The sequence below is a fragment of the Pantoea sp. ICBG 828 genome, assembly GCF_002928355.1.
GTDB lineage: Bacteria > Pseudomonadota > Gammaproteobacteria > Enterobacterales > Enterobacteriaceae > Pantoea > Pantoea dispersa.
In genome coordinates, this window is record NZ_POWN01000001.1 from 224,766 (window position 1) to 242,810 (window position 18,045).

General features: G+C 57.8%; 13 protein-coding genes. 9 read left to right on the forward strand and 4 right to left on the reverse strand.

The features are described from left to right. The first annotated feature begins 158 nt into the window (after positions 1-158). A complete protein-coding gene (locus tag C1Y43_RS01025; RefSeq protein ID WP_031279133.1) occupies positions 159-911 on the forward strand; it encodes an FNR family transcription factor in 753 nt (250 codons plus the stop codon). 119 nt (positions 912-1,030) lie between these two features. Beyond that, positions 1,031-1,987 (forward strand): universal stress protein UspE, encoded by a 957-nt coding sequence (uspE, locus tag C1Y43_RS01030; protein WP_058769760.1) that lies wholly within the window; start codon positions 1,031-1,033, stop codon positions 1,985-1,987. A gap of 76 nt (positions 1,988-2,063) precedes the next feature. On the opposite strand, the gene pntB is transcribed toward uspE, so the two are convergent. Next, complete coding sequence (pntB, locus tag C1Y43_RS01035) at positions 2,064-3,452, reverse strand: Re/Si-specific NAD(P)(+) transhydrogenase subunit beta (protein ID WP_104186706.1); 1,389 nt, start codon at positions 3,450-3,452, stop codon at positions 2,064-2,066. An 11-nt stretch (positions 3,453-3,463) separates the two neighbouring features. After that, the gene (gene pntA, locus C1Y43_RS01040; protein ID WP_104186707.1) at positions 3,464-4,996 is read right to left on the reverse strand and encodes a Re/Si-specific NAD(P)(+) transhydrogenase subunit alpha; all 1,533 of its coding nucleotides are present in this window, start codon (positions 4,994-4,996) and stop codon (positions 3,464-3,466) included. A gap of 538 nt (positions 4,997-5,534) precedes the next feature. Between pntA and ydgH the strand changes: the two genes are divergently transcribed. Continuing rightward, a complete protein-coding gene (gene ydgH, locus C1Y43_RS01045) occupies positions 5,535-6,491 on the forward strand; it encodes a DUF1471 family protein YdgH (protein WP_021506110.1) in 957 nt (318 codons plus the stop codon). Positions 6,492-6,697: 206 nt separating this feature from the next. Next, complete coding sequence (locus C1Y43_RS01050; RefSeq protein ID WP_021506111.1) at positions 6,698-8,089, forward strand: basic amino acid/polyamine antiporter; 1,392 nt, start codon at positions 6,698-6,700, stop codon at positions 8,087-8,089. On the opposite strand, the gene C1Y43_RS01055 is transcribed toward C1Y43_RS01050, so the two are convergent. Then, positions 8,090-8,503, reverse strand: a complete 414-nt coding sequence (locus C1Y43_RS01055) for a hypothetical protein (protein ID WP_021506112.1) — start codon at positions 8,501-8,503, stop codon at positions 8,090-8,092. Positions 8,504-8,678: 175 nt separating this feature from the next. Between C1Y43_RS01055 and rstA the strand changes: the two genes are divergently transcribed. From rstA to C1Y43_RS01080, 5 genes are all read left to right on the forward strand, one after another. After that, positions 8,679-9,401 (forward strand): two-component system response regulator RstA, encoded by a 723-nt coding sequence (gene rstA, locus C1Y43_RS01060; RefSeq protein WP_021506113.1) that lies wholly within the window; start codon positions 8,679-8,681, stop codon positions 9,399-9,401. Then, the gene (gene rstB, locus C1Y43_RS01065) at positions 9,401-10,711 is read left to right on the forward strand and encodes a two-component system sensor histidine kinase RstB (protein WP_021506114.1); all 1,311 of its coding nucleotides are present in this window, start codon (positions 9,401-9,403) and stop codon (positions 10,709-10,711) included. The genes rstA and rstB overlap by 1 nt, the downstream gene beginning before the upstream one ends. Positions 10,712-10,723: 12 nt before the next feature. After that, complete coding sequence (locus C1Y43_RS01070; protein WP_104186709.1) at positions 10,724-12,211, forward strand: carboxypeptidase M32; 1,488 nt, start codon at positions 10,724-10,726, stop codon at positions 12,209-12,211. 203 nt (positions 12,212-12,414) lie between these two features. Next, entirely contained in the window at positions 12,415-12,891 is a 477-nt protein-coding gene (asr, locus tag C1Y43_RS01075; protein WP_071813568.1) for an acid resistance repetitive basic protein Asr, read from the forward strand. A 278-nt stretch (positions 12,892-13,169) separates the two neighbouring features. After that, positions 13,170-13,976, forward strand: a complete 807-nt coding sequence (locus C1Y43_RS01080; RefSeq protein ID WP_104186710.1) for a serine protease — start codon at positions 13,170-13,172, stop codon at positions 13,974-13,976. Between the two features lies 1 nt (position 13,977). On the opposite strand, the gene hrpA is transcribed toward C1Y43_RS01080, so the two are convergent. Further along, on the reverse strand, positions 13,978-17,874 hold the full coding sequence (hrpA, locus tag C1Y43_RS01085; protein ID WP_104186711.1) for an ATP-dependent RNA helicase HrpA: 3,897 nt from the start codon (positions 17,872-17,874) through the stop codon (positions 13,978-13,980). Positions 17,875-18,045: the final 171 nt, after the last annotated feature.

Below are 18,045 nucleotides of genomic sequence, written 5' to 3' on the forward strand. Positions count from 1 at the left end.
ACGTTCCAGATCAAAAACCGGCTTGTAATTTGCAGACATCAAAGCCGCGAATACCCAGCATTTGTGCGGTTTTGATCATTATTACTGCTCGGATGAGTTCACATGACAAAGAAAAATGTTAAAATTGACGACAGTCAATAATCATCGAGCGTACCTATATGATCCCGGAAAAACGCAGCATTCGACGTATTCAGTCTGGCGGTTGTGCCATCCACTGTCAGGATTGCAGTATCAGCCAGTTGTGTATTCCCTTCACGCTGAACGAACATGAACTGGATCAGCTGGACAATATTATTGAACGCAAAAAGCCGATTCAGAAAGGCCAGACGCTGTTCAAAGCCGGTGATGAACTGAAATCCCTTTATGCTATCCGCTCCGGCACCATTAAAAGTTACACCATTACCGAACAGGGTGATGAACAGATCACCGGTTTCCATCTGGCGGGCGATCTGGTGGGCTTTGACGCCATCGTCAGCGCGCACCATCCGAGCTTCGCTCAGGCGCTGGAAACGGCCATGGTATGTGAAATTCCGTTTGAAACCCTCGACGATCTGTCCGGTAAAATGCCGGCGCTGCGTCAGCAGATGATGCGTCTGATGAGCGGCGAGATCAAAGGCGATCAGGATATGATCCTGCTGTTATCGAAAAAGAACGCGGAAGAGCGTCTGGCGGCGTTTATCTGGAACCTGTCGCGCCGCTTCGGCCAGCGCGGTTTCTCACAGCGTGAATTCCGCCTGACCATGACGCGCGGCGACATCGGTAACTATCTGGGACTCACCGTCGAAACCATCAGCCGTCTGCTGGGACGTTTCCAGAAAAGCGGCATGCTGGCGGTGAAAGGCAAATATATCACCATCGAAAACCATGCGCTGCTGGCTGAACTGGCCGGCCAGACCGATCAGGCAGCGTAACCGCCTGCCGGGTCGATAAATGTTATTTTATTGATCCGGCAACAACTTTTCCGCTTCTGCCCTGCGCCATCTTAGGCTATCTTTAATCCAACTTCGCTTTGGTTTGAGGAGAGTGCCTTATGTCCCGGTATCAGCATATTCTGGTGGCGATTGATGCTCAGCAGGACGACCAGCCGGCGCTGCGGCGTGCGGTTTATCTCAATCAACGTATCGGCGGAAAAATCAAAGCCTTCCTGCCTATCTACGACTTCTCCTACGAAATGACCACCCTGCTGTCGCCCGACGAGCGCGTCAACATGCGCAAAGGGGTGATTAGCCAGCGTACCGAATGGATCCGCGAACAGGCGCAGGCCTATCTGGAAGCCGGCGTGGATATCGAGATCAAAGTGGTGTGGCATAACCGGCCGTACGAAGCCATCATTCAGGAAGTGCTGGCGCATCAGCATGATTTGGTCCTGAAGATGGCGCACCAGCACGATCGTCTGGAAGCAGTGATTTTCACCCCCACCGACTGGCACCTGCTGCGTAAGTGCCCGTGCCCGGTATGGATGGTCAAAGACCAGCCGTGGCCGGAAGGCGGCAAAGCGGTGGTGGCGGTAAATCTTGCCAGCGAGGAACCGCATCATGATGAGCTCAATCAAAAACTGATCCGCGAGACCACGCAGCTGGCTGAAATGGTGAATCACACCGAAGTGCATCTGGTGGGCGCTTATCCTGTCACGCCGATTAACATTGCCATCGAACTGCCGGATTTTGATCCCAGCGTCTATAACGATGCCATTCGCGGCCAGCACCTGGTGGCGATGAAAGCGCTGCGCCAGAAATTCTCCATCGGCGAGGAGTTTACCCACGTGGCGAAGGGCCTGCCGGAAGAAGTCATCCCTGATATCGCTTCGCATCTCGATGCCGGGATTGTGGTGCTGGGCACCATCGGTCGTACCGGTCTGTCAGCTGCGTTTCTCGGCAATACCGCTGAACAGGTGATCGATCATCTGCGTTGTGATTTGCTGGCGATTAAGCCGGATGATTTCAAATCGCCGATTGACCTCGACGATGAGGAAGATGAAGAGGATTAAATAACGCAGGGCGGCCATCCTGTGCCGCCCCGGTTTGAGCTTGTCAGGGCGGTGACATCACCGCCCTTTTCTGTTCCTACAGCGCGCGCAGAATGCCTTCGACGCTGGCTTTGGCATCGCCAAACAGCATTTGGGTGTTCTCTTTAAAGAACAGCGGGTTCTGCACCCCGGCATAGCCGGTGTTCATCGAGCGTTTGAACACGATGACGTTTTGCGCTTTCCACACTTCCAGCACCGGCATACCGGCAATCGGGCTGCGCGGATCGTCCTGGGCCGCCGGGTTGACGGTGTCGTTGGCGCCGATAACCAGCACGGTGTCGGTATCGCTGAAATCATCGTTGATCTCATCCATCTCCAGCACCACATCGTACGGCACTTTGGCTTCCGCCAGCAGCACGTTCATGTGCCCCGGCAAACGACCGGCGACCGGGTGAATACCGAAACGCACCTTAATACCGCGCGCGCGCAGCTTCTCGGTGATCTCTGCCACCGGATACTGCGCCTGAGCGACCGCCATACCGTAGCCCGGCGTGATGATCACCGAGGTCGAGTTTTTCAGCAGTTCTGCCGTCTCTTCCGCGTTGATTTCACGGTGTTCGCCCGCTTCTTCGCCCGCGTCGGCACCGCTCACGTCAGTGCCGAACCCGCCGGCAATCACGCTGATAAAGGAACGGTTCATCGCTTTACACATAATGTACGACAGGATGGCACCGGAGGAGCCCACCAGCGCACCGGTGACGATCAGCAGGTCATTGCTCAGCATAAAGCCCGCCGCCGCCGCCGCCCAGCCCGAATAGGAGTTGAGCATCGAGACCACCACCGGCATATCCGCACCGCCAATCGACGCCACCAGATGCCAGCCGAACACCAGCGCAATCACCGTCATCAGCAGCAGCGCAACGACCTGTGCAGCGGTGCTGTCGGTACGCACAAACCACAGCATCAGCAGGAATGAGACCACCAGCGCCGCCAGGTTCATTTTATGGCGATGCGGCAGCATCAGCGCTTTTGAGGAGATCTTGCCGCGCAGTTTGCCAAATGCCACCACCGAGCCGGTGAAGGTCACCGCACCGATAAAGATGCCGAGGAACACTTCGGTCAGATGGATATTTTCCATCACTGCCGACAGTCCTGGCGCGTGGTCAAGGTAGCTGTTGAACCCGACCAGCACCGCCGCCAGACCGACAAAGCTGTGCAAAATCGCCACCAGCTCCGGCATTTCGGTCATTTCGACTTTCTTCGCCAGACGCACGCCAATCGCACCGCCGATCACCATCGCCAGCAGAATCCACGCCACGTGGCCGCTGTGCGGACCAAAAATGGTGGCGAGCAGCGCCAGCGCCATGCCGCTGATACCAAAGATATTGCCCTGCTTTGAGGTCTCATGCTTCGAGAGCCCGGCCAGGCTGAAAATAAACAGAATTGCGGCAACAATGTATGCTGCAGTCACTAATCCGCCAGACATGTTGTTACCCCTTAATTCTTACGAAACATTTTCAGCATGCGCTGGGTGACGGTGAAACCACCGAAGATATTGATGCTGGCAATCAGGACGGCGATAAACGCCAGGAAGGTGACCCAGCCGCCATGGCCCATCTGCAGCACCGCGCCCACCACAATAATGCCGGAGATGGCGTTGGTGACGGACATTAACGGCGTATGCAGCGCGTGACTGACGTTCCACACCACGTAATACCCGACGACGCAGGCAAGCGCGAACACGGTGAAGTGCGACAGGAATTCCGCTGGTGCGACGTTGGCCAGGCAGCCGAACAGCACTACCGCCAGCGCCAGCAGCAGATATTTGCGCCACGGCGCAGCGGGCTTCTCTGCCGCTTTCACCTGCGGCTGTGCGGCAGGTTTTGCGGCCTGTGGCGCAGCAGAGACCTGAATCGGTGGCGCAGGCCAGGTCACTTCTCCGTCACGAATTACCGTGACGCCGCGCACCACGACATCGTCAAAATCAACCACGATCTCGCCGTTTTTCTCTTTACACAGCTGCTTCAGCAGGTTTACCAGGTTGGTGCCGTACAGCTGCGAGGACTGCGTTGGCAGCCGGCTCGGCAGATCGGTGTAGCCGATGATTTTGACGCCGTTGTCGCTCAGCGTGACGCGGTCGGCGACGGTCAGATCGCAGTTACCGCCGGTGGCTGCCGCGAGATCAACAATCACGCTGCCCGGCTTCATGCTGGCCACCATCTCTGCGGTGATCAGCTTCGGGGCCGGCTTGCCCGGGATCAGCGCGGTGGTGACGATAATGTCCACTTCCTGCGCCTGCGCCGCGAACAGCGCCATTTCCGCCTTGATAAAGGCCTCGGACATCACTTTGGCGTAACCGTCGCCGCTGCCCGCTTCCTCTTGAAAGTCGAGTTCAAGGAACTCGGCACCCATACTCTGCACCTGCTCCTTCACTTCCGGACGGGTGTCGAAGGCGCGCACGATGGCACCGAGGCTGCCCGCCGCGCCAATCGCCGCCAGACCTGCCACGCCAGCCCCGATGACCATCACTTTGGCCGGTGGCACTTTACCGGCGGCGGTGATTTGCCCGGTGAAGAAGCGGCCAAACTCATGGGCTGCTTCGACAATGGCACGGTAACCGGCGATGTTCGCCATCGAGCTGAGCGCATCCAGCGACTGCGCGCGTGAAATACGCGGTACGGAATCCATCGCCATTACGGTGATGTTGCGTGCGGCTAATTTCTCCAGCAGCGCCGGGTTCTGTGCTGGCCAGATAAAGCTCACCAGCGTACTGCCCGCGCGCATCAGGGCGATCTCGCTGTCGTCTGGCGCGTTCACCTTCAGCACGATGTCGGACTGCCAGACATCCTGCGGATGACTGATGCTGGCACCGGCGGCGATAAAACTGTCATCATCAAAGCTGGCGCGCAACCCGGCGCCCTGCTCAACGGTGACGCTGAATCCCAGCTTGATGAGCTGCTCAACGGTCTTTGGCGTCGCTGCGACGCGGGACTCATTGGCTAACCGCTCTTTGGGTATCCCAATTAACATACTGTTTCCTTTCCATGATTAAAGGATGAGGTTCTGTAAGGGGCACATGCTTAAAAGCCGAAACGCTGTTTCAGCTTTTTATGAGCGAAATGCACTATGTAACAAAGTCTTTATAACCTACTGAAAATGCCCAGGACGATCTAGCGCCATAACGCACACTTATGACATTCACACAGATATTCAGATGCCAGCGATGAATACCGCGGGATGCCACCAGGTTTGCGGCATTATGGAAAATAATCTGCTGTGCCTAATCGTGTCATGACGAATTAACTGTTTTTAAAAACCTATATTTAACAATGCTTTAACTATTATGGTACTAAGCGATACCGGTTAAAGCGGTAAGCTGACCAAAAAAAAGCCATAACAGCGAAAGATGACAGGCCGATGAATAAAATGCTGGGATTGTCAATGTTATGCGCATAAATTGGCTGAGACAGGCCGATTATTACATGCAATAATCAGCGGCTAATCTGTTATACATCAAGAGTCCAGCACGTTTTCGTACTCAATTTGCGTAAGGCGAAGGATCATTTTTATGAAGCTGAAGAACACCATTCTGGCGTCGACCCTGTTATCACTGCTGGCAGCCAATGCGTTTGCTGCCAAAGAGTTAACGCCAGAACAAGCGGCCGCGTTAAAACCATTCGAACGCATCAATATTAGCGGCCGTTTTAATGCAATTGGCGATGCAACAGACGCCGTGTCTAAAGCCGCCGACGCCAAAGGCGCGGACTCTTTCTACGTGCAGGGCATCAACGACAGCAACGGTAACGGTGGCAACTGGCGCGTTACCGCCGATCTGTACAAAGCCAATGCAGCGAAAGTGGAACAAAGCACGCAATACCGGATGTTCAACGGCGTGAAAGAGCTGCCGAAGGCCGAAGCGTATCGCCTTGAGCCGTTTGACACCGTCTCCGTCAGCGGCTTCTTCTCCAGCCAGCCGGACGTGAACGAAGCCATCGCCAAAGCGGCAAAAAACAAAGGCGCGGCCTCCTTCTTTATTGTGCGTCAGGTGGATGCTAACAACGGTGGCAACCAGTACGTGACCGCCTACGTGTATAAAGCCGATGCCAAAGCGCGCGTGGTGCAGGATACGTCTGACTCCATTCCTGCTGATTCAGAAGCCGGTAAAGCAGCCCTGGCTGCGGGCGGCGCAGCGGCGAAGAAAGTGGCGATCCCTGGCGTTGCTTCCTCAGATACGCCAAGCACCAGCGTGGGTCGTTTCTTTGAAACCCAAAGCTCTACCGGTCAGCGTTATACTGTGACGCAGCCGGATGGCCGCAGCGTGCAGGAAGTCAATGCGATCACTGCCGCACAGATGCAGCCGTTTGACACCATCTCCTTCTCCGATCATTTCGGCACGCCAACCGAGATCTCAGAAGCCGTGGGCAAACGCGCCATCGCTAAAGGCGCGAAGTACTATCACATTACGCGCCAGTGGCAGAACCAGAGCGGCGGCAACCTGACCGTCACCGCTGACCTGTTTAAATAATCCCCGCGCAGGGCGGCGCCCGTCGCCCTGCCGTTTGCATAATCCGTGTGCAAATCTGCATAGTCTTGCATTGCCTTCACCGTTCGCTCTCCGTAAAATCTGCCGCCTGTTTTCAGGGTATTCCGTTTTAAACGGGACTGATTGCCACGTTACACTCTGGCTGAACAACTACTACCCAGCACACTCTGCTGCTCAGGAATGGCGTTTTGGATAAAAAATTAGGTCTTAGCGCGCTCACTGCGCTGGTGCTCAGCTCGATGCTCGGCGCGGGCGTCTTTAGCCTGCCACAAAATATGGCGGCGGTTGCCGGTCCGGCAGCGCTGCTGATCGGCTGGCTGATCACCGGTGTCGGTATCCTCTTTCTGTCGCTGGCGATGTTGCTGCTGACGCGTCTGCGCCCGGAACTGGATGGCGGCATCTTCACCTACGCGCGCGCCGGCTTCGGCGAGCTGACCGGCTTCTGCTCGGCATGGGGGTACTGGCTGTGTGCGGTGATTGCCAACGTCTCGTATCTGGTGATTGTGTTTTCAGCGCTGAGCTTCTTTACCGATACGCCGGATCGCATCGTGTTTGGCGATGGCAACACCTGGCAGGCGATGCTTGGCGCTTCCGTGCTGCTGTGGCTGGTGCACTGGCTGGTGCTGCGCGGCGTACAGACGGCGGCCAGCATCAACCTGCTGGCGACGCTGGGCAAACTGGTGCCGCTGTTGCTGTTCGTGGTGCTGGCGCTGCTGGCGTTTAATTACGATCGCTTCCGTTTTGACTTTGACGGCGCAGCGCTCGGTCAGCCGCTGTGGCAGCAGGTCAAACAGACCATGCTGATTACTCTGTGGGTATTTATTGGCGTGGAAGGCGCGGTGGTAGTTTCTGCCCGCGCGCGCCACAAGAAAGATGTCGGGCGCGCCACCCTGCTGGCGGTGCTGGCCGCGCTGCTGGTCTATCTGCTGGTGACGCTGCTGTCGCTTGGCGTGGTGCCGCGTGCGGAACTGGCGCAGATGCGCAATCCGTCGATGGCCGGTCTGATGGAACGGCTGCTGGGTCACTGGGGCGATGCGGTGATTGCGGTTGGCCTGATTATTTCGGTATGCGGGGCCTATCTCAGCTGGACCATTATGGCGGCAGAAGTCCCGTTCCTCGCCGCGCAGCAGGGCGCGTTTCCGCGCAGCATTGCCCGGCAGAACCGTCATAACGCGCCGGCGGCGTCGCTGTGGCTGACTAACGGCAGCGTGCAGGTGTGCCTGATTCTGATTGCGGTTACCGGCGCGGATTACAACACGCTGCTGACTATCGCCTCAGAAATGATCCTCGTGCCCTATCTGCTGGTCGGTCTGTATCTGGTCAAAGTGGTACGCGGTCAGCACAAACCGCTGGCCCTGTTGACCGGTCTCGGTGCCAGCGCCTATGGGCTGTGGCTGCTGTACGCCTCGGGGCCGCTGCATCTGCTGTTGTCGGTGGTGCTTTACGCGCCGGGTCTTCTGCTGTTCCTGTATGCACGACGCGGTGGCCGCGGCGATCAACCGCTGTTTGCGCTGGAGCGCATCGCCATCGTGCTGTTAATTGCCGCCTCACTGCCCGCGCTGTGGCAGCTGACGCGCTAATCAGTGCGGTTGTAAGGGAATGGAAACGCACAGCAGATCGTTCTGCTGTGTCAGATTGAGCGGCTTGCGGTATTCCAGATGGATGGCGTCAAGCTGCTCAGCGGACAGCGGATAAGGCAGCTGAATATCGAAGCGGCTGATGTGCTGCTGTTCGGCCAGGGTAATCAGTCGGGCGATGTTAATTTCGTCGCTGACCTGGGTTGAAATGATTTGTAATGCTAATTCTTTCAGATGGTCGTCGCTGGCCTGTAAACTGTGCCCGGACTTGCGCGTCACCATGCCAAAAATTGGCATCACGCCGTAAATGGCATCGACAAAGCTCCAGCGTTTTTTGCAGGAAGCGGAAAGGAAGTCACTGTAGTTGAAGCAGATGCGGTCACTGTATCCGGCTGAAGCCAGCTCTTTATCAGACACCCTCGCACTCCTCCTGTTTTCAGTACGATTCCGAACCTTGCGCCAGAACGCGCCGGTAATAATGGCACATTTCACGGTGTACATACCAGTAAGACAAGGATAATTCGTGCGGTAGCGTAGAGCTCAGGACCAGGAAAAGCTATGCTGCTGACATTCTCAGCCATGACAGAGCATTATGAACAAAATTGTCTATGTGGAAGATGAGCCGGAAGTCGGCGAACTGATTGCGGCTTATCTTGGCCGCCACGATATTGAGGTACTGGTTGAGACGCGCGGCGATCGCGCGGAAGCAACCATTCTCGCCGCCGATCCGGATCTGGTGTTACTGGATATCATGCTGCCGGGCAAAGATGGCATGACGCTGTGCCGCGATTTGCGTGCGCACTGGCAGGGGCCGATTGTGCTGCTGACCTCGCTCGACAGCGACATGAACCACATTCTGGCGCTGGAGATGGGCGCCAATGACTATATTCTGAAAACCACGCCGCCGGCGGTGCTGCTGGCGCGTCTGCGCCTGCATCTGCGCCAGGCCCACGTGGCCAAACCGGAAGCCGCACCTGCCGTGCAGAGCTCGCAAAAGGTGCTGCGGTTTGGTTCGCTCACCATTGATGCGCTCAACCGCCAGGTGATCCTGTTCGACGAACCCATCACCCTTTCGACCGCCGATTTTGACCTGCTGTGGGAGCTGGCGAGCCACGCCGGAGAAATTCTCGACCGTGACGCGCTGCTGAAAACTCTGCGCGGCGTGAGCTATGACGGCATGGATCGCAGCATCGACGTCGCCATTTCACGCCTGCGCAAGAAACTGTACGACAGCGCCACCGAGCCGTTCCGCATCAAAACCATCCGTAACAAAGGCTATCTGTTCGCGCCGCAGGCCTGGGATACCCGCTCCTGATGAGAAAGCTCTTCATTCAGTTCTATCTGCTGCTGTTCGTCTGCTTCCTGGTGATGACGCTGCTGGTGGGTCTGGTGTACAAATTCACCGCCGAGCGCGCCGGACGCCAGTCGATGAACGACCTGATGGCCAGCTCGCTGTTTCTGATGCGCAGCGAACTGCGTGAGATCCCGCCGCGCGACTGGAATAAAACCATCCGCAACCTCGATCTCGATTTATCCTTTGAGCTGCACATCGAACCGATGAGCAAATATCAGCTGGACGAAGCCGACATGAAGCGGCTGCGCGCCGGTGAGATCGTCGCCCTCGACGATCAGTACACCTTCCTGCAGCACATCCCGCGCAGCCACTATGTGCTGTCGGTCGGACCGATTCCTTACCTGTTTTATCTGCACCAGATGCGCATCCTTGATATCGCCCTGCTGGCGTTTATTGGCATGTCGCTGGCGCTGCCGGTGTTCATCTGGCTGCGCCCGCACTGGCAGGAGATGCAGCGGCTGGAGAAAGCGGCTCAGCGCTTTGGTCGCGGCGAGCTTGACGTGCGCACTCATTTTGAAAACACCTCCAGCCTGCACAGCCTTGGCGTGGCGTTCAACCAGATGGCAGACAACATCAATACGCTGGTGGCGAGTAAAAAACAGCTGATTGACGGTATCGCGCACGAACTGCGCACGCCGCTGGTCCGGTTGCGATACCGGCTGGAGATGAGTGAAAACCTCAGCGCGGCAGAATCCGCGGCGCTGAACCGTGACGTCGGCCAGCTGGAGAGCCTGATTGAGGAGCTGCTGACCTATGCGCGCCTCGACCGGCCGCGCGTTGACCTCAATCTGCAATCTTTCGATCTGGCCCAGTGGCTGCGCGTGCACATCGCTGACGTGCAGACCATGAATCCGCAGACGCACATTACGCTGGATATTCCGCAGCTGGAAAACATTGGCGCGGCAGATACGCGCCTGATGGAGCGGGTGCTGGATAACCTCGTGAATAACGCCCTGCGCTATGCGCAGCAGCGGCTGCGTGTCAGCCTGTGGTTTGACGGCGCCATCGGCAATCTGCAGGTTGAAGATGATGGTCCGGGCATTCCGCCGGATGAACGCCAGCGGGTATTCGAGCCTTTCGTACGGCTCGATCCCAGCCGCGATCGCGCCACCGGCGGCTGCGGCCTCGGTCTGGCGATTGTGCACTCTATTGCGCAGGCGCTGCAGGGCCAGGTCTCGATTGAGAGCAGTCCGCTGGGCGGCGCCTGCGTACGCTTCTGCTGGCCGGTTGATCTCCCCCTGCGCGACGTAACGCCGCGCTTACCTTCATAAGGAGCTTGTTACATGACTGCAGCTTATCAGGAACTTAGCCGCACTTTTCAGCGCCTGGCGCGTTTTGGCCATCTGGGCGCGATTGCCGGCGTGGATATGCAAACCACCATGCCGCCGGGCGGCAGCCAGGCGCGTGGAGAAGCGATGGCAGAGCTGAGCGTATTTATGCACGAGCTGCTGACCGACAAGCGCCTCGGTGGGCTGTTTGACGCCGCCGGGCAGGAGTCGCTGAACGATGTGGAACAGGCCAATCTGGGCGAAATGCAGCGCGCGTGGCGCCAGGCAACGCTGCTGCCGGCCTCGCTGGTGGAAGCCAAATCGCTGGCCGGCTCGCGCTGTGAACACGCGTGGCGCAGTCAGCGTCCGGCCAATGACTGGCAGGGCTTCAGCGCTAACCTGAAAGAAGTGGTGAGGCTGAGCCGCGAAGAGGCTCAGCTGCGCGCCGATGCGCTCGGCGTATCACGCTACGATGCGCTGCTGGATGTGTTTGAGCCAGGCATGACCAGCGCGCAGCTCGACAGCACTTTTGGCGATCTGAAAAGCTGGCTGCCGGATCTGCTGCAAAAAGCGGTAGCCCGCCAGCAGGCAACGCCGATTGCCCAGCCGGTCGGCCCCTTCGCCATCGAATCACAAAAGCAGCTCGGCCTGAGCGTGATGGCAACGTTAGGGTTTGATTTTAATCACGGCCGGCTGGACGTGAGCGCGCACCCGTTCTGCGGCGGCGTACCGGAAGATGTGCGTATCACCACACGCTACAACGAAAACGATTTTCTCAGCGCGCTGATGGGCGTGATCCACGAAACCGGCCATGCGCGCTATGAACAGAATCTGCCACAGCAGTGGCGCGGACAGCCGGTAGCGCTGGCGCGCTCGACCGCGATGCATGAATCGCAGAGCCTGTTTATGGAGATGCAGCTGGGGCGCAGTCATGCCTTCCTGCAGCATATTCATCCCCAGGTGGTGGCGCTGATGGGCGACCAGCCGGCGCTGGAGCGCAACAACTTTATTCGGCTGACCCAGCGCGTGAAGCCGGGTTTCATTCGTGTCGATGCCGATGAGCTGAGCTATCCGGCCCATGTGATTTTACGTTACGAAATCGAGCGGGCGCTGATTGAAGGCGAGATTGAAGTCGAGGATATTCCGGCGCTGTGGGATGAAAAAATGCAGCAGTCGCTGGGTATCGATACGCGCGGCAACTACCGCGACGGCTGCATGCAGGATATTCACTGGACCGACGGCGCCTTCGGCTACTTCCCGACCTACACACTGGGCGCGATGTACGCCGCTCAGCTGTTCCAGGCGGTAAAACGCGCCATTCCACAGGTGGACGAATTGATTCAGCAGGGCGAACTGCAACCGGTGTTTGACTGGCTGCAGCAGAACATCTGGCAGCACGGCAGCCGCTTCCCGACGCAGCAGCTGCTGATCAATGCCACTGGCGAAGCGCTCAATCCACACTATTTCCGTCAGCATCTGGAACAGCGTTATCTCTCTGCCTGATCCGTGCGGCGGCCTGCCCGGCCGCCGTTTTTTGCGCGGAGAGTGATCCGCAACTATTCCCGCCCTGCCCGGTTTTCCTGCTTTGTACAATCCGTTACACGCCGATACCATTCCCTCACTGAAGGCGCGAATTGTTTTACATATAGTGCATTCACCGGCCCCGCAGTGGGCTACACATGAAAAAATAGTTCGAGGGTTTTGCAATGAAAAAATTATTTGCGCTGGTGATCGCCGCTGCTATGGGTCTGTCTTCTGTAGCCTTCGCTGCTGAGACAACAACTGCTGCTCCTGCTGCTGCTGCAACTACCGCTGCACCGGCTAAGCACAAAGCTGTTCACCACAAAAAAGCCGCTGCTCAGAAAGCGCAGGCTGCCAAAAAGCACAAGAAAGTAGAGAAGAAAGCACCAGCGGCTCAGAAAGCGCAGGCGGCTAAAAAGCACCACAAGAAAGCCACCAAACCAGCTGCTCAGAAAGCCCAGGCCGCTAAAAAGCACCACAAGAAAGCCACCAAGCCAGCGGCTCAGAAAGCCCAGGCTGCTAAAAAACACCACAAGGCCACCAAGCCAGCTGCACAGAAAGCTCAGGCGGCTAAAAAGCACCACAAAAAAGTAACCAAACCAGCTGCTCAGAAAGCTCAGGCTGCTAAAAAGCACCACAAAGCGAAAAAAGCTGCTAAATAAGGTTGCCTTGCGCGCCAACACCGCATTAATGATTGAAAACACCCGGTTCTGCCGGGTGTTTATTTACTGGAGTAGCGAAAAATGGTGCGTCGCTATCGCTTCGAAATTATCCTGATTGTCATGATTCTGTGCGGCATTATTGCGGCCAGCTTTTTTATCTAGTCGTTGTAGCGTGCTGATTACTCCAATATTTCTCCCTTTTTTACCGCTCACCGACTATAGTTATCGCTCAAGCGTGATGACCATAACCTCTATTTATTCTCGCCATTGAGAGAACTATGCGCCTGGCTATCCTGTTATTTGTAGGTCTTTTTAGCTTTAACCTCACAGCACATGCCGATGATGAAGACGGCCCCAGCCCGGAAGAGATTAAGACCCTGTTCTTCGGCAAAGATCATCGTAAAGCCATTACCGACGTCAGTGCGGCGCCGTGGGATGCCATTGGTCAGTTAGAGACGGAAAGCGGCAATCTGTGCAGTGCCACGTTGATTTCGGCCCATCTGGCACTGACGGCCGGACACTGCTTACTGACGCCCCCGGGCAAATTCGACAAGCCGGTCGCACTGCGCTTTATGGCGGGTGCCAAAGGCTGGCGCTACGAAATTCATGATATCGACGCGCGCGTGGAGCCTTCGCTGGCGCGGCGTCTGCAGGCGGATGGTGAAGGCTGGATCGTGCCGCCAGACGCGGCACCTTACGATTACGGCCTGGTGATTCTGCACAATCCGCCGTCCGGTATCGTGCCGATTCCGCTGTTTGACGGTTCGCGCAGCGATTTAACCGCCGCGCTGAAAACCACCCGCCGCAAAGTGACACAGGCCGGTTATCCCGCTGACCATCTGGATACACTCTACTCGCACAGCGATTGCCTGATCACCGGCTGGGCGCAGCGTGCCGTGCTGTCGCACCAGTGCGACACCCTGCCGGGCGACAGCGGTTCACCGCTGCTGCTGAAGCGCGACGGCGAGTGGCAGCTGATTGCGGTACAGAGCTCGGCACCGGCACCGGCCGATCGCTATCGCGCCGATAACCGCGCCATTGCCGTTACATCCTTTAAAGACAAGCTGGAAGCGCTGGCGCAATAAGTCAGCCCAGCTGCTCCATCGCCTGCAGAATACGTTTGTCGGAGATGGGATACGGCGTGCCCAGCTGCTGCGCAAAATAACTGATGCGCAGCTCCTCCAGCATCCAGCGAATCGCCTGTACCTCTTCATCGTCCTGACGCTGCGGCGGCAGCTTGTTACGCCAGCTTTGCCACGCCTGCTCTACCGCCTGCACTTTCAGCATCCGCGCCCGATCGCTGTGCGGATCGACCGGCAGCTTCTCCAGCCGGCGCTCAATACCGTGCAGATAGCGCAGTGTGTCACCCAGCCGCTGATAGCCGTTGCCGGTGACAAAACCGCGATACACCAGGCCGCTCAGCTGCGTTTTGATATCCGCCAGCGCCAGTGCCAGCGTCATATCCACCCGCCCCTTGAGGAACTTGTTGATGTTGAACACGCTGGTAAGAATCTGCTCGACCTGGCTGGCGATGGTCACCACCGTGTCGTTCAGTTCAGCGCGTACTTTATCGCGCAGCTGCTCGAAGTTTTCCTGCTGCCAAGCCGGCCCACCGGCGTCCGCCATCAGCTTATCCACGCCGCAGGCGATACAGTCATCAATCAGCTCCAGTACTTTGCCGTACGGATTGAAATAGAGTCCGAGCTTGGCTTTGTTTGGCAGCTTCTCGTGCAGATACTTGATCGGCGAAGGAATGTTCAGCAGCAATAACCGCCGCTGGCCACGCCACATCATCTTCTGCTGCTCGCGTTCACTGTCAAACAGGCGAATCGCGACGCTGTCTTTTTCATCCACCAGCGCCGGCCAGGCTTTGACCTGATAATTGCCGCGCTTCTGCTCGTAGCTTTGCGGCAGATCGCCGAAGCTCCACAGATGCAGCCCGCGCTGTTCCAGCCCGTCATCCGCCACGTTGGACAGCGTTTCCTGTACCTTGCCCTTCAGCACCTGCTTCAGCTGATGCAGGTCTTTGCCTTCCTGCAGCTTCCGGTTGTGCTCATCCACCACGCGGAAGGTCATTTTCAGGTGATCGGGCACCTGATCCCACTGCCAGACGTCGCGCTCAATGGTGACGCCAGACATGCGGCGGAACTCACGCTCCAGCGCATCCAGCAGCGGCTGCTCCAGCGCCGTCACGCGGCCAAGAAAGGCCTCGGCGTAATTGGGTGCCGGCACAAAGTTGCGTCGCACCGGCTTGGGCAGCGACTTGATTAGCGCGATGATCAGCTCGCGGCGCACGCCGGGGATCTGCCACTCGAAACCGGCTTCGTCGACCTGGTTGAGCAGCGGCAGCGGGATGTGCACCGTCACACCATCCGCATCGGCCCCCGGTTCGAACTGGTAGCTGAGCTTCAGTTTCAGGTTGCCCTGATGCCAGAAGTTCGGGTAATCCAGCTGGCTGACCTTCTCCGCGCCGTCTTTGATCAGCATTTGCTTATCAAAGCTCAGCAGATCCGGATTGTCCTTACTGGCCTGTTTCCACCAGCTGTCAAAATGCCGCGCTGAGACCACCTCGCTGCCAATGCGGCGATCGTAAAACGCAAACAGCGTCTCGTCATCGACTAAAATGTCGCGCCGCCGCGATTTGTGCTCCAGATCCTCGATTTCATTGCGCAGTTTCAGGTTGTTGCGGAAGAAGGCGTGACGCGTCTGCCAGTCGCCTTCCACCAGCGCATGACGGATAAACAGCTCCCGGCTGAGTTGCGGATCGATGCGGCTGTAATTGACCTTACGCGCCTGCACAATCGGCAGCCCGTACAGCGTAACTTTCTCGGTGGCCATGACTGCGCCCTGCGCTTTCTCCCAGTGCGGTTCACTGTAGCTGCGCTTCAGCAGATGCTGGGCCAGCGGTTCGATCCACTCCGGATCGATGCGCGCCGCAACGCGGCCCCACAGGCGGCTGGTTTCCACCAGTTCCGCCACCACGGTCCATTTAGGCGGCTTCTTAAACAGGCCGGAACCGGGGAAAATAGCGAAACGCGCGTTGCGTGCGCCGGTAAACTCCTGCTTTTCCGCATCTTTCTGACCGATGTGCGACAGCAAACCGGTGAGCAGCGCGCAGTGTACTTCACGGTACGGTGCCGGCTCGCTGTTGAGCGGCATGCCCAGTTCCCGCACCACCTGACGCAGCTGGGTGTAGATGTCCTGCCATTCGCGCACGCGCAGGTAATTGAGATAATCGCTTTTACACTGGCGGCGGAACTGATTGCCGGACAGCGCTTTCTGCTGTTCCTGCAGGTAGTTCCACAGATTAACGAAAGCGAGAAAGTCTGACTCTTTGTCGGCAAAACGCCGGTGTTTCTCGTCAGATGCCTGCTGTTTCTCCACCGGACGCTCGCGCGGATCCTGAATCGACAGCGCAGCGGCAATAATCATCACTTCGCGCACGCAGCCAAATTTCTGCGCTTCCAGCACCATGCGCGCCAGCCGCGGATCGACCGGCAGCTGCGCCAGGCTGCGCCCGGATGGCGTCAGTTTGTACGCACCTTCGTCGCTCAGGGTAATCGCGCCGAGCTCCTCCAGCAGGCGCACGCCGTCCTGAATATTGCGCTTATCCGGCGCTTCGACGAACGGGAATGCGGCGATGTCGCCCAGTCCAAGTGCCGTCATCTGCAAAATCACCGACGCCAGGTTGGTACGCAGAATTTCCGGGTCAGTAAACGCCGGGCGGCTGAGGAAATCATCCTCCGAATAGAGGCGAATACAGATCCCTTCCGACACGCGGCCGCAGCGCCCTTTGCGCTGGTTAGCCGACGCCTGCGAGATCGGCTCGATCGGCAGACGCTGCACTTTGGTGCGGTAGCTGTAACGGCTGATGCGCGCGGTGCCCGGATCGATGACATATTTAATGCCCGGCACGGTGAGCGAGGTCTCAGCGACGTTGGTCGCCAGCACAATGCGGCGGCCGCTGTGCGCCTGGAACACCCGGTTCTGTTCGGCGTTGGACAGGCGCGCATAGAGCGGCAGAATCTCGGTGTGCGGTAAATCGCGCTTCATCAGCGCATCGGCGGTATCGCGAATTTCGCGCTCGCCGCTCATGAAGATCAGGATATCGCCGCGCCCTTCGCTGCTCAGTTCGTCAACCGCATCGAAAATTGCCTGCAGCTGATCGCGTTCGGTGTCTTCGGCATCTTCCACCACCGGACGATAGCGCACATCGACCGGATACGTGCGGCCCGAAACCTCGATTACCGGGGCATTATTGAAGTGGCGCGAGAAGCGCTGCGGATCGATGGTCGCGGAGGTGATGATCACTTTCAGATCGGGGCGACGCGGCAGCAGTTCGCGCAGGTAACCCAGCAGGAAATCGATGTTCAGACTGCGTTCGTGCGCTTCATCGATGATGATGGTGTCATACTGCAGCAGCAGACGATCCTGCTGAATTTCCGCCAGCAGAATACCGTCGGTCATCAGTTTGACCTGAGTGGTTTCGCTGACCTGATCGTTAAACCGCACCTTGTAACCGACGGTGCCGCCGGGCGTGGTTTCCAGCTCTTCGGCAATGCGGTTCGCCACGGTGCGTGCCGCCAGACGACGCGGCTGCGTATGCCCAATCAGCCCTTTCACACCGCGCCCGAGCGCCAGACAGATCTTTGGCAACTGGGTGGTTTTACCTGAGCCGGTCTCACCGGCGACAATCACTACCTGATGATCGCGAATCGCGTCGGCGATGTCCTGCTGCTTCTGGCTGACCGGCAGATTGTCCGGAAACGTAATGCGCGGCGTCGCGGCGGCGCGCTGCGCCACGCGCTGTTCTGCCGCGGCGAACACCGGCTCCAGCTCAGCCATAATTTCCTGCTGCGCCGCGGGATTTTTCACTTTTGCCGCCCCGTGCAGACGTCGCTGCAGCGCTTTGCGGTCGCGCAGCATCAGGTTATCGAGCCGCGACCAGAGGGGGGCCAGAGATGACGTAACGGATGATGACATAGTGATGAATTACCTGTTGTTGCAGTGAGCCGGCACTTACGGCTCGGCGCCGGGCAGAATTTTCCGGCGGATTCAATCGATTAATGCCCGCCATCTTAGCACAGATTGGAACATCTCACCTGACCGGACGTGCCACCTTATTCAATAATTTCGAACATAGGCCTCGAAATA